This is a genomic window from Chitinophaga sp. HK235, from assembly GCF_018255755.1.
In the GTDB taxonomy this organism is placed as follows: domain Bacteria; phylum Bacteroidota; class Bacteroidia; order Chitinophagales; family Chitinophagaceae; genus Chitinophaga.
In genome coordinates this window covers 2562180-2575525 of sequence record NZ_CP073766.1, presented here as the reverse complement: position 1 = coordinate 2575525, position 13346 = coordinate 2562180, and the positions used below count along the sequence as shown (strand labels likewise).

Annotated in this window: 12 protein-coding genes; 5 read left to right on the top strand and 7 right to left on the bottom strand. The window is 48.8% G+C overall.

Annotation, left to right across the window (positions count from 1 at the left end):
- The 3 genes from KD145_RS08590 to KD145_RS08580 form a co-directional block, all read right to left on the bottom strand.
- Nucleotides 1-3342, bottom strand: coding sequence for a TonB-dependent receptor (locus tag KD145_RS08590; RefSeq protein ID WP_212005484.1), 3342 nt, complete (start codon nt 3340-3342; stop codon nt 1-3).
- A 394-nt stretch (nt 3343-3736) separates the two neighbouring features.
- A complete protein-coding gene (locus KD145_RS08585) occupies nt 3737-4930 on the bottom strand; it encodes a FecR family protein (RefSeq protein WP_212005483.1) in 1194 nt (397 codons plus the stop codon).
- 87 nt (nt 4931-5017) lie between these two features.
- Complete coding sequence (locus KD145_RS08580; RefSeq protein WP_212005482.1) at nt 5018-5608, bottom strand: RNA polymerase sigma factor; 591 nt, start codon at nt 5606-5608, stop codon at nt 5018-5020.
- Between the two features lie 117 nt (nt 5609-5725).
- Between KD145_RS08580 and KD145_RS08575 the strand changes: the two genes are divergently transcribed.
- The 3 genes from KD145_RS08575 (at nt 5726) to KD145_RS08565 (ending at nt 7700) form a co-directional block, all read left to right on the top strand.
- Nucleotides 5726-6571 carry a hypothetical protein gene (locus KD145_RS08575; protein WP_212005481.1) on the top strand — a complete coding sequence of 282 codons (846 nt, stop codon included), beginning with the start codon at nt 5726-5728 and terminating at the stop codon, nt 6569-6571.
- A 47-nt stretch (nt 6572-6618) separates the two neighbouring features.
- A complete protein-coding gene (locus tag KD145_RS08570) occupies nt 6619-7059 on the top strand; it encodes a 7-cyano-7-deazaguanine reductase (RefSeq protein WP_212005480.1) in 441 nt (146 codons plus the stop codon).
- A 185-nt stretch (nt 7060-7244) separates the two neighbouring features.
- Nucleotides 7245-7700 carry a cold-shock protein gene (locus KD145_RS08565; protein WP_212005479.1) on the top strand — a complete coding sequence of 152 codons (456 nt, stop codon included), beginning with the start codon at nt 7245-7247 and terminating at the stop codon, nt 7698-7700.
- Nucleotides 7701-7783: 83 nt separating this feature from the next.
- On the opposite strand, the gene KD145_RS08560 is transcribed toward KD145_RS08565, so the two are convergent.
- Both KD145_RS08560 and KD145_RS08555 read right to left on the bottom strand, forming a co-directional pair.
- Nucleotides 7784-7927, bottom strand: coding sequence for a hypothetical protein (locus tag KD145_RS08560; RefSeq protein WP_212005478.1), 144 nt, complete (start codon nt 7925-7927; stop codon nt 7784-7786).
- Nucleotides 7924-8751: a lysophospholipid acyltransferase family protein gene (locus KD145_RS08555; protein WP_212005477.1), complete on the bottom strand. Its 828-nt coding sequence runs from the start codon at nt 8749-8751 to the stop codon at nt 7924-7926. The genes KD145_RS08560 and KD145_RS08555 overlap by 4 nt, the downstream gene beginning before the upstream one ends.
- A 153-nt stretch (nt 8752-8904) precedes the next feature.
- Here KD145_RS08555 and KD145_RS08550 point away from each other — a divergent pair, with 153 nt between their 5' ends.
- Complete coding sequence (locus tag KD145_RS08550) at nt 8905-9879, top strand: helix-turn-helix transcriptional regulator (RefSeq protein WP_212005476.1); 975 nt, start codon at nt 8905-8907, stop codon at nt 9877-9879.
- Here the strand turns inward: KD145_RS08550 and KD145_RS32475 are convergent.
- The gene (locus KD145_RS32475) at nt 9876-10004 is read right to left on the bottom strand and encodes a hypothetical protein (protein WP_256441286.1); all 129 of its coding nucleotides are present in this window, start codon (nt 10002-10004) and stop codon (nt 9876-9878) included. The two genes, KD145_RS08550 and KD145_RS32475, sit on opposite strands and share 4 nt — an antisense overlap.
- 74 nt (nt 10005-10078) lie before the next feature.
- On the opposite strand from KD145_RS32475, the gene KD145_RS08545 reads away from it, so the two are divergent.
- Nucleotides 10079-10966: a DUF4349 domain-containing protein gene (locus KD145_RS08545; RefSeq protein ID WP_212005475.1), complete on the top strand. Its 888-nt coding sequence runs from the start codon at nt 10079-10081 to the stop codon at nt 10964-10966.
- Between the two features lie 6 nt (nt 10967-10972).
- Here the strand turns inward: KD145_RS08545 and KD145_RS08540 are convergent, their stop codons facing one another.
- Entirely contained in the window at nt 10973-13288 is a 2316-nt protein-coding gene (locus KD145_RS08540; protein WP_212005474.1) for a patatin-like phospholipase family protein, read from the bottom strand.
- Between the last annotated feature and the right edge of the window lie 58 nt (nt 13289-13346).

The window sequence follows — 13346 nt, the reverse complement described above, 5'->3', positions numbered from 1 at the left end:
TTAGAAGTTCACGTTTAACCCTGCCATAAAGGTGCGGGGCTGCGGTTGTACAGCCCAGTCGATGCCCAGCTGGGAGTTTTTGACAGACTGGTTCTGCGACTCAGGATCATATCCGGAGTAGTGGGTGATTAAAAAGAGATTCTGTCCGCTCACATACACACGGGCATTGCTGATACGCACACGCCTGAGTAGTGCGGTAGGAAAAGTATAACCGATGGTGATGTTTTTCATCCGGATAAAAGAACCATCTTCTACAAAGCGTTGGGATACCTCTCCATTGGTCAGGCTGTTGGGCACCACCGGATCGTTGAAGATGGCCTTGGGCACGTCAGTGGCGGTATTGGCAGGAGTCCAGCGGTTAAGCGTACGGGCGTCACCGTTATTATAGCTGCTCATACGTTCGAGCATGCTGCGGGTCTGGTTATATACCTTGTTGCCATAAGACCAGTAAATGAAGAAGCTGAGGTCTATGCTTTTGTAGCCGAAAGTATTGGTAAGGCCGCCGGTATAGTCAGGGAGGGCGTTGCCAAGGATTACGCGGTCGGCCGCAGTGATCCTGCCATCTTTGTTGATGTCATCATAGATCATATTGCCGGTGGCCGGATCTACGCCTTTGTTGCGGTAACCGAAGAAGGAGCCCACGGGCTCGCCTACACGGAATATGCTGGTAGGCTGGCTGGTAAAGAAGGAACCGGGGAGGCTTTCCGTGAAATCGGAACTGGAAGGATCTCCGGCCACTGTTTCAGGCAGACTGGTAATTTTATTACGGTTGAAATAAAGATTGAAGTTGGTGTTCCAGGTGAACTTACCCCGGATATTGTCTGTATTGATGCCTATCTCAAGACCTTTATTCATCAGCTGTCCGATATTGGCGCCATTGGTACGGTTAAAGCCGGAGGTATAGGGCAGTTCCAGTTTAAAGATGAGCCGGTTGGTGATTTTGCGGTAGGCATCTACGGTGATGTTAATCCGGTTGTTGAGGAAACTGACATCCAGACCCAGGTTGGTTGCGGTGGTGGCTTCCCAGCTCAGGTCGCGGTTGGAGAGGGAAGTGGGGGCAATGCCGGCGGAGGCACCGTAGTTGTATCCGGTAGAATAGGTGGCGAGGGATGGGAAGTCGTTGCCCAGTCCTTCATTATTACCGGTAACGCCTATACTGGCACGCAGTTTCAGATCGTTGAAGAAATGCTGGTCTCTCATGAAGCGCTCGTTAATGATACGCCACCCTGCTGATACGGAAGGAAAGAAGCCATATTTTTTATTGGCACCAAAACGGGAAGATCCGTCTGTACGAACCACACCTTCCAGCAGATAGCGGTCATCGTAGTTGTAACTCGCTCTGCCAAAATAAGAGACCAGTCCCCATTGCGAACGATAGTCCAGCGGAGAGAAAAGGTTGGTAAAGCCAGTCACGGCCTGAATGATATCAGTGGAGTTGGTATTACCGGAAACACCTATTCTGCGCACGGTAGCCTCCTGTGCGCTTTGCCCCAGCAGCACACTCAGGTGGTGTTTGCCTTTGAGGGCAGGGGTATACGAAAGGGTATTTTCATTGACCCACAGGAACTGAGAGAAGACGGATACAAAGCCGGTGGCGGCAGACTGGTTGTTGACCTGTTTGGACTGGTAACGGTCATCGGTCACCTGCTGATTATCAAAACCGAAGCTGGTCCTGAATTTCAGTCCGGGTAAGATAGTGTACTCACCGAACAGGTTGCCGATATAGCTATCTACTACCGACTGGAACCGTAGTGAATGGGCGATCATCACCGGGCTGGTCCAGCGCCGGTTGGGATCCGCATAGTAGGTGCCATTGGAGTTATAGATAGGATCGTTGGGATTTTCTATCAGTGCGAGGGCCAGTACGGATTGGCCGGAGAAGCTGTTGTCCATACGGTTGTTGATGGAGTGTACGCCGGTGAGGTTCACACCGATTTTGATTTTGTCGGTGGCGGCAAAGTCAAAGTTGACACGGCCGTTGAACCGCTTAAAATGCTGTACACCTGCAACGGTGCCGGTCTGATCGAGATAACCCACAGATACGTAGTGGGAAGTTTTAGGGCTGCCGCCGGAAATGGAGAGGTTGTAGTTGGATACCGGTGCAGCGCGGAAGATGGCGTTCTGCCAGTCAGTATTCCTGCCTGTTTTAACAATGGCGGGATCTGGCGGGAGTCCGGCATTGGTGCGGGATTCGTTGAACAGGTCCACAAACTGGTCACCATTCAGGAGCGGCAGTCTTTTGGGTACATCGGCAACGCCGGTGTACATGCTGAAATTGAAGCGTGATTTGCCTTCTGCTCCTCTTTTGGTAGTGATGAGGATTACGCCGTTGGCGCCACGGGAGCCGTAGATGGCTGCTGCGGCAGCGTCCTTTAGTATTTCAACCGATTGTATGTCGTTGGGATTAATATTGTTGGTGGCGGTGATACGCTGACCATCACCGGAGATGCCATATTGTGCTGCAGGCAGATTGCTCATAGGCACCCCGTCGATCACGTACAGGGGGCGGTTCTCACCGAAAAGGGAGCCGTTACCACGGATACGGATATACGTTTCGTCGCCGGGGGCACCGGAGTTCTGTACTACCTGTACGCCGGGAGCTTTGCCCTGCAGGGCAGCATCGAGGTTGGTGACGGCTACGCCGGTGAGTTCGCTGCCTTTGATGGAAGAAACGGAGGACGTCAGATTTTTTTTCTGCTGGGTGCCGTATCCCACTACCACCAGGTCATTCAGGGAAGCGCTCTTTTGTTGCAGCGTGATATACAGTGTCTGTTGTCCGTTGATAGCCACTTCTTTTGGCTCAAAGCCAACAGAAGAGCATTGCAGCACACTGTTGTATCCCGGCACATTCAGCATATAGTTTCCCTGCGCATCTGTAGTAACGCCGATGGTAGTGCCCTTTATCCGGATACTGACACCCGGCAGCGGAAATCCTTTGTCATCTGTGATCTTGCCGGAAACAGGCAGGCGGGTTGCCTGTACAGGATCTGTTACTGGTGGCGGATTGTTTTCCTTGCGGGTTACCACCACGATTTTATCTGAGAGCTGATAGGTCAGGGAAAGCCTGTCCAGGAAGGGTTTCAGCACCTGTTCCAGTGGCGCATCCTTACATTCCAGTGATACATTTTTTAACGCGTCCGTTGGTTCACCGCGCCAGATAAAAGAATAGCCGGTCTGTTGTTTTAATGCAGAAAAGACTTTTTCCAGCGGCACATTTTTTAAAGCTACGGTCACTTTCTGGGCGAAACCAGGAGCGCCTGCCAGCAGCAGTGTAAAGGTCAGCATCACCCGTAATGGCTGTCTTCTTACAGCAATGGGAATACACGTGGTAAGGAATTTCATATTGTTATTCGTGGATTTTAAAGCAATCATATTCCAGTCCCAGGGCTAAAGCCCTGGGCTATATTTGTTGAAGGGTAAGACGGTGGTGTTTTTTCTTCTTTAGCTGATTTTAGAAAAGGTTACTATGTTGTTTTATACTATTGTTTTGTGTATCCAATAGCCTTCATTCTATAATATTTTTTTCTTTAGTTGATTTTTAGAAAAGCTTACTACGTTGTTTTATACTATTGTTTTAGTGTATTCAAAAAACTTCATCATATCTATATATGTTGTTTTATACTATTAGTCTAGTTTATTCAAAACCCTTCATCATATCTATATATGTTGTTTTATACTATTAGTTTAGTTTATTCCAAAGCCTTCGTCCTATCTGTAACAAATATAGCCCAGGGCTTCAGCCCTGGGAGACGAAAATGATTCGATCCTTCATACGGAAGCGAACGATTTTTGTCAGCTCCAGTGCTTTCAGCAGCTGTTGGATGTCTCCGTTCCGGGAGATGATGCCGGAGAGGGAGAGGCCTGTCATATCGCCTTCATATTGTACTTCTACATTATACCAGCGGGCTACCTGCCGCATGATGGTTTTTATGTTGGTATCGCGGAAATAGAATTCACCGTTTTTCCAGCTGAGTACTTCGTCGAGGTTGGGCCGGGTGATGCTGAGTTGTCCGGTGGTATGGCCGATGGAGGCTTGTTCGCCGGGCTGCAGCAGCTGTCTGGTTTTGCTGGTGTTGATATTAATGGCGCCTTGTATGAGGGTCGTCTGTAGTGTGTTTTCATCGGGGTATGCCATTACGTTGAAGGCGGTGCCGAGTACTTGTATCTGTATGCCGTTGGCGGTGACGGTAAAGGGTTTGTGTTCATCTTTGGCAATATCGAAGTAGGCTTCTCCGGTTACCGCTACCTGGCGGCTGTTGGCAGGAAAGGTGGTGGGGTAGCGGATGGAGGATGCAGCGTTAAGCCATACGTGGGATCCATCGGGCAGGGTGAGCTGATACATACAGCCATGCGGTGTTTGCATGGTGTTGTAGACGGTGCTGCCGTTAGCGGTGGATGCAGGCTGATAGGCTACTTGTCCGTTTGAGAGCTTTACGATGCGGGAGCCTCCCTGTTGTGTGATGGTGCCGTTGGATACGCTGTCCAGTGATATGCTGGAGCCGTCGCCGAGTATCAGGATGGGATGTGCTTTTCCGGGAATGGCGGGTTGGTTGGTGGCCAGCACTTGTCTGGCGGGATGCCTTTTACCGGTGAATTTCCAGGTGCCTGCTACCAGGCAACCGAAAAGGGCTGCTGCTGCGGCGTATTTAAACCAGGGTCTGAACACGGGTGGTTTGCGGGTTGGTGGGAGCAGGGATAATACCTGATCCTGTTGCCGGGCTTTGAGTAGAATTTCGGCGGCCATCTCGCTGGCGTCGTAATCTGCTGCTTCTGCGTAGGTGGGGTTACTGAATGCTTCTTCCAGCAAGCGGGAGAGCAGGAGTCTGTTCTTCCGGTCGCGGGCCATCTGCCGGAACTGCTGTAGCCCCGACGCACCGAGCGTTCCGTTCATATAATCTTTGAACAGCGTTTCAAATAATTGGTCGGACATGCGGATGCTGGTTTAAGGTCATCAGTTTTCCTCTTTGTTATAAGGACGGAAAACAAAAGGAGGGTAAGACAGTCAACGGAAAAAAAATTAAAAAAAAGCGGTCAGCAGCACGAGCAATGTGAAAATCCGTTTCGGATGGCGTTCGAGGTATTCCCGGATACTCCGGAGGGCTCTTACAATATAGGTCTGTGAACTCACTACGGAGATATTCAGTTGTTGGGCTATCTGCGGATGGCTTAATCCCTTGAACCGGTGAAGGATAAACACCTCTTTCACTTTGGAGGGCAGGTGCTCGATGGCTTTTGTCAGTGTATATTCCAGCTCTTTGTATTCGAGGGTGGCCTGTGCGTTGCGGAAAGGATCTTCTTCCAGGTGGCCGGCGAGGGTATCGAGGTTGTCAGTACGTAATACCTTTTTCTCAAGGAAGTCCATGATCAGGTTACGGGCACATACATAAATGAAGGTACCGGCGTTGTCTACCTCGGAAAGTTTGCTACGGTTGTTCCATAGTTTGAGGAAGATGTCCTGGGACAGGTCTTTGGCCTGTTCGGGGGAACGGGTCAGCCGCAGGGCTGTACCGTATACCTGCGGCCAGTACTGCTGCACGAGCTGCCGGAAGCTGCGTTCATCCCCGCTGGCAACAGAGAGCAACCATTGTTTTTCATTACCGTGGTCCAAAGAGGTCGTGTTGATAAAAAGTGTATGGTATGAAAATAATACAACCTCCGCGATTTACAAAACGGAGCTTGTTCATCGTTTTTTTCTGTTTTTTAAGGAGATGTGTATCTTGCTTTTATGTTAGCACTCCATGATGCTGCCTGGCAGCAATTGAATGGCCCTTACGGAATAGACGACACATTACCCGAAGCATTGGCCCTACTAAAGAAAGACTGGTCTGATGACCTGCTGGATGAAATCATCTGGGAAAGGATTTACCATCAGAATACCTTGTATGAAAACACTTTTGCCGCGGTCCCCTATCTGATAGACCTGGCTGCCGGTCTCCCGGATCCCGCCTTACAGATAGGAATGCTGGGAAGCCTGGCGGTACTGATCTCTGAAGATGGCAATGCCCCGGTGCCAGACACTATTCCTGCCGAATTCAGCCATAATACGGCTATTCCGCCGGCTCAGGTCCGGGATATTTATAATGCCTATATACAAGCCTTGCAACGCCTGCCTGTGCTGGGTATCGCTTTGCTGCCGACTGCACACCAACATATGGAGGAGGAGACGGACCGTAATTATTTTCTGGCTGCAATCGCGGTAGCTTATGACCAGCGCGCTTTTGCCCGCTTCTGTATCCGGTATGAAAGCGGAGATGAATATATAGGTATTTGCGCTGCCTGTAACAAGGAGAGTTATATATGGCCGGATGGCAACCAGCTCAGGGTATACACCCAGGACCCTGTATTCCATAAAGACCAGCAAGGGCAGGTCATCGTACCCCATCCGGAAAAAGTGCCTGCCTGGGACGGCACCATAACGGACACGAATATGCGTAACTGGGGCTATCATTATGCGGCACAGCTGAAAATGACTTCACTCATGGAACGCTGGTCATACCTGTTCGGCACCTGCTCATGCCCTGGCTGTGGTAAACCCGTACAGGTGTTCGACAGTATACTGGCAAGTATTTAAAATGATACGGAACCTTATTAACTTTAAATCAGCTTAATCAACCATTTATGACCACCATGATCAAAAAGCTCTATCAGCAGATAGATCTGACTATCCTGAAGGCATTACCCAACCCGTCCAGGGAGAAGTATGAAATGAAGATTAAAGTGCCGGAGTTCACTTTCCTCGGGGTACATGAGCAGCCCGACTTCGCCAAGCTGTACATTACTTTTTATCCTAAGGGCAAAATCATTGAGCTGAAGTCGCTCAAACAGTATGTGTACCATCTGCGCGACATCATCGTATCTTATGAGCGGTTGATCAATATCATGTACGACCATATGATGGAGGTGTATGAGCCCGACCGTTTGAGGGTGACGCTGATCTGTAATCCCCGTGGTGGTATCAGTTCCAAACTGGTGATCGATTCCGACTGGAAAGACAGGGGAGGAGAGGAAAAATACAAGGATTATCCGGAGCGGGATGAGGAATGGGGTATTTTAATGTAATATCTGCCATCTGTCCCTTATGACATATATGTAATTATTTTATGCGTCCGGGTTTCTTTTAAGGCTGGCTGGAAATCTTGCTGCTAGCGAGTCTATGAAGTGCGGAAAGTTCCTGATTTTTTGTATCTTCGATGAAGGTTACTGCGTTTCTAAAATCAATAAAGCAGTTGCCGAAATAATAAATTATGGCTAAATCACAGGGAAACTTCAACAAAAAAGAATCTGAAAAGAAAAAACAGCAAAAGCAGAAAGAAAAACAAGAGAAAAGAGAGGAAAGGCAGGCCAATAACAAAAAAGGAAAGAGTTTAGAAGATATGATGGCCTATATCGATGAAGACGGAAACATTACATCTACCCCTCCGGACCCCAGCAAAAAGAAAGAAGTCAATCTGGAAGATATCCAGATTGGTGTTGCCCGACAGACCGAAACCGAGGAACAGGATCCTATTCATAACGGTGTAGTGACCTTCTTCAACGAAAGCAAAGGTTATGGCTTTATCAAGGACCAGAAAACACAGGAAAGCATATTCGTGCATGTGAATGGATTGCTGGACCGTGTTAAAGAACACTCAAAAGTAACATTTGAAGTGGAAATGGGCCATAAGGGGCCTAACGCCGTACGCGTGAAACTGGTGAAATAGGGCCTCCCGTTTCATCATTCCTCATATTCCAGACTGCTGATGACCAGCGGAGAAAATTTTTCCCCGCTGGTATCAGCAGTCTTTTATTTATACGTGTCGTAAAATGGTTCTATCTCACTTTCACACTCCCTCTCCCGGTGGAGGTTGATTAACAGGAGCAGCGGTACCAGCAGGATCAGCAGGAAAAAGAAGCCGGTGCCGGCAATACAGATGACATACAGATTCATATAGCAGAAAGATTGTTTTTCCAGCGCCGGTGTGTCCATAGCCAGTAGGCAGGACGCTGACGGATGTCGTCCTCCAGGCGGGCGTTAAAAATATGGGTGATCTCAAAAGGTGCTGTATTTACGGGCTCTTCCGTTATCAGCGATAAAGACATTTTCCACTGGCATGCTTTGGTTTTATGGAGCACAGCATATAACACTACAGCATTGGTGGCCCTGGCCAGCCGCTCCGTGCCTGTGATCACGGAGGTAGGCTGATGCAGGAAGTCTACAATATGTTTGCAGTGAGGAGGCGACTGGTCTGACACAAAAATATAAGCTCCCGGTGGCAGCCGCCGTTGCAGCATATGCCGCGGCACCTCTTCCATAGAAAGCAGCTGCAGCCCGAAACGGGAACGTATCTTTTTCATCAGCCGGTCAAAAAAACGGTTGCTGAGTGGTTTGAATACCCCGTAAACCCTGCATCGCAGCAAAGCCGGTAATAAAGACAAACATTCCCAGTTGCCGTAATGCCCCAGCATAATGATAACAGGCCGGCCCTCGGCCTGATACTGTTCTACCAGCGTCGCCCCCTCCAATACCAGCCGTTTTGCAACCCTGCCCCTGGGTAGCATCATCAATACGGGTATCTCTGCAAACAATCGGCTGAAATGACGGTAAAACTCCAGTGCAATCCGTTTAATCTCCTCATAGGACTTCTCCGGAAACGACCTGGAAAGATTCTGAATCACTTCTGTATAACGGTAACGCATCACCTTGTACAACAGGAAATAAATGATACGGTAAGTTATCCCTGTGTATACCGATGTCTTGTAGTTTGTGGCCATAGGTTAAAAAAAAGTTAAAGCATGCCCATGACGCAGGGTAAGTGGACCTTCAGGTGTCACTACCGTATTGCAGCGGCATTGTACAAAATGACTACATTTTACAAACAGCCTGTAGCAGGTAACGGAGAAACATTTGCGTAAAACGGATTATTTATGGGGACTACCTTTAGAGACAACAACGGCGATATCCTTCACGTGGAAAACAAAACCATGCAACTCAATGAACTGATGCGAACCACAGACAGAGAGGCACGGCTGCCTTTCTGGGATATCCGCTATCGTCAGCATTATTCCGATGGCATACACGTAGGACAATGCACTTTAAACGTACATCAGGATATTAATGTCAGCAGCGGACTGGACACGCCTATTCCCGGACTGGTGTTCCTGCAACAGGGACGCCTCACGACTACTGCGCATAACAGTAATACCACCTATCAGTTCACACCAGGGCGACATAGCCTCCTCACCAATCCTTATAATCCCAGGGAAAGTATTTTTTATCAGCAGGAAAACCTGCAGTTACTGGTGATCAGTTTTGTGCCGGAACGTTTTCTGCAACTGGCCGAAAACGCTGGACCAGCTCTTTATAAAATGGCCGACAACATGGTAAACGGACAAACCGATACTGCACTCAGTAATCTCCCGGTCACGCCAGAGATGCAGCAAATCATCCGGGAAATCAATGCCTGCCGCTTCGAAGGCGGACTCAAAGACTTGTTTCTCCAGGCTAAATCCATAGAGTTGCTGATCCTGCAATGCGAACAATTTGAAAAACAGACTGATACCTCCCCTAAAAAAAGAAAGCTATCGGAAACGGATATACGAAAAATACATGCCGCCAGGGAATGCCTGTTGGCCAATATACAGCATCCGCCTTCCCTGGCGCAGCTGGCAAGGCAAACAGGGCTGAATGAATTTAAACTGAAGACAGGATTTAAGGAAGTATTTAATAATACAGTGTTTGGCTATTTTAAGGAGCACCGGCTCGGTATAGCCTATCAGCTGCTCAAAAAAGGAGAGCTGCCAGTGACGGAAGTGGCCTATGAAGCAGGGTATACCACTGTGCAGCATTTCAGCAATGAGTTCAGCAAACAATACGGGATACGTCCTTCGCTGGTGGATTAGTAGCGGGTGTATTTTGCAACATAACGCCCGTTCTTCGGCTGCCAGCGGAAATATTGGTTAAACAAGGCTTTGCGCTGTGCCGCCGTAAGCTGGTCATTCAGCATATCCCGGAACATCTGCTGCATGCCCTTTATTTTTTTAACATTTTTGAAAGGTTACCTTTTAACGGTTGTTGGTATAAACGGGTAAATCATCCACTATGCGTTTACTATACCGTTATGCAGTGCTACCTGCAGTGGTTCTTGCTGCCTGTAGCCAATCGAATTCCCCTAATTCCTCTACCCGCGTTGCCGAAGATGAAACATCTAAATATATAGCCACCGCAGATTCCACCGGTTTTTCCAATGATATTTCCTCGTTAACCTCTCCATCCAGAAAACGCGTACGAACAGCAGATGTGCGTTGCAGGGTATCAGATGTTTTTACTGCCTCCACCCGTATGGAGCGTACTGTAGCAGGTTTGCAGGGAGTGGTGGTAGAAAGCACGATGAAAAATAAATACAACGGTCAGTATGAATTGCCATATACAGCTGATTCCCTGAAGCGGATGCAGTTGTATACGCCTACAGCTAATCTTACCTTGCGCGTACCGGTGGCTCATCTGGATTCGGTAGTGAGCACACTTACGTCCATGGCTGCTTTCATCGATTACCGGGTGCTTACCGATAAAGACTATACGTTGTCATATCTGTCTAATTCATTAAAGAATGACAGAGCGGGCCAGTCCACCGGAAAGACAGTGCCTGATAAAAAATCCACCGCACTGGATATTGCGAAATACGAAGATCAGAAAACGGAAACAAAGGTAGACAGGAGTATCGCTAACCTGCAAATACTCGATGATGTAGCTTATGCCACCTTTACAGTAGAGCTGTTTCAATCTGAAGTAGCGAGTGTGGAAACGGTGATCAACCCCCGCCGCATTGCCCGCGCAGGATTTGGTACAGAGCTGCTGAATGCTGTCCGCGAAGGCTCCTCCCTGTTACGTGATCTGCTGCTGTTTTTTGTGCAGATATGGCCCCTGCTGATTTTAGCTGTACTCGGATGGTTTGGTTACAAACGTTACCGGACATATCGTCTTAAATAGGATTCCTTATTTTTTCATGTCATTGATAATTGCGGTTAAAGCGGTGTTGTTTTTCAGTCGCTGATTGATCCGCCGGATGGTCGTGTCCGACATGCACCAGTTCATGGTATAGGAAGGTTCTCCTTTGGGGAACCTTTCTCTTAACGGGTCATGCTGCCATTCTAGGCTGTCTTTGTACAGTGGTATCTGTATATACGATGCTCTTTTGTAGTAGTAGTCGTTGATATCACTGATATAATGTATTAAGCGTTTATCGTTGACCGTAGTTTGCATACCATAGGCGCCTGCCACGGTAAACACCGGTGCGAAGAGGTCGTTGATCACCGGGGCTACAGACCTGAAGTGGTCTTCGCCGGGAATGACGGCGCTGTTGGTAATGTGCAGCACTTTAAAGTGAAGATGGCTGATCTGTTGATACAAACGGCTGGTGTCGCCATGCTGATGCCGGTCATCCTCTCCGATGTTGATGATGCCACGGATGATTTCCTGAATGATACCGGCGCCTGAGTTGTCAAAATAACCGCCGTCCACGAAGTACTGGTCCTGTATCCTGCCGGCAGGGCTGAGATAGGGAAAACGTGCGCCCAGTAATGCTCCGGAAGTGATGGTGATATCAGAATCATGACGGAGCAGGCTGAGCACATCTACCCGGCTGTTGAATACATCAGCGTTGAGCTGCAGGTTGGTGACCACGCCGGGATTACCGTCCTGCATGCGGGTAGTATTGATGCAAAGTACCGGCATCAGCACGGTATCGGCCTGCATGGCCGGAAAGGAAGACAGGGCTTCGTCAAAGGGTACACGGTAGAGAGAGTCTCCTGCTATCTGTGTGCTGTTTTCGAATGATTCTTCCAGGGCCGCAGCTCTGTCGCCGGAGCGTGAGGTGCGGATGATATAACGGAAGAAGTCGGGGCCCAGCATCCGTGCAAATGTGTAACTGAAATAATCCTGTTTGAGATAAGTCATGGCAGACCTGGCATACAGTGGCTGCTGCCGTGTTTTGTCTCTCAGCAGGGCAAAGAAGGAGGCTACACCTACACCACCACCGGAGGTGCCGGAAAGGCAAAAGAGGTGATGGGAAAAGCGGTCAGCCGGATGGTCGCGTATACTGGCATCTTCAATCTCTCCCAGCACAGCCGCGGTCCAGTAGGCAGAGCGGGAAGCGCCGCCGTTGGCCAACACAAAATAAATATCATAGGTGCTGTCTGTCGTTACAGGCCGGCTGTCCAGCCAGGCACGCAGATAGGTGTCCAGTGACGGTCTTTGATGGTAATGGTTGCCGTTTTGAGCCGTTGTCAGTTTCACGTAATGTGTTTCCTTCAACCCAAAAATCAGGGCCATTATCAGCAACAGAAAATGAAGGCTGATGCGGTAACGCACAGACAGTGCCGTGATGATGTTGCCAAATAACAACAACATGCCGAATGCGAGCAACAGAAAGGGGAATGGCCCCAGTCTCCTGGCAAAGCCCAGGCTGAAGATGGCGCCTACATAAACAACCAGTGCCGCACATCCGATGATAATAAACAAACGGAAGAACCCTTTTTCTGAGCGGGGAATATAAAAGTATTCCATCACATCGTCGAGCAGGGTATGGGAAGGCAGCAGGCTCTTACGGGCGTAGATGTCCAGTTCTACCCGCCGCAGATGCGTATACAGGAGGAAAAGGGCATGTAGCAGCACCAGCAGGGCGAGCAGCAACAGAATGCTGATATGCGGAATAAAACTGGTGGCAACGGTAACTGTCAGCCAGGCGATCAGCAGTATCAGAAACACTTTCGGGAAAGCTGGTTGTAACGACAACTTGTTGAGTGGTCGGGGAAGAAAATAAAGTCCGGTCAGCGCAGCGGCGAAAACCAGCCAGGATACCGTGTTACTGAGCGGATAATACAATACCGGCGATTGCAGCAGGGCCAGCTCCAGCAACAGAAAGCAGCAGTTGCCCAGCAGCCGCGGAAACGCATCGAGAAACGGTTTGCTGATGGGAAAGCGGTCACTGTAATTGTTGTAATCAGCAGTGGCAGCTGTTTTGCTGATCATGGCCTGATCCTGTATGTCCATGATCTGCCTTGCTTTTTTTATGTAGGAAATGATTCGGGAAGAATACCAGCTGACATAAACCCAAAAGCCTATTGCCAGAAAAAAGATGATCCTCTCATGATAAGTGTTTTCCGTGTAAGCTACAATCACGTCCTTGCCCTGGTCCATTGACCAGCTGATGAAAATGATGAACAGTAAAAAGATGATTCCGGGGAAGAACAACCAGATTGACTTCAGGAGGTGTGAAGCAATGCTGAGCAGGTTTCTCAGTAGCGGGTGCATAGGATTGATATTTAATGCTAATATAGAAAAATGCACTGCGCTACAGGGGGTAACAAAA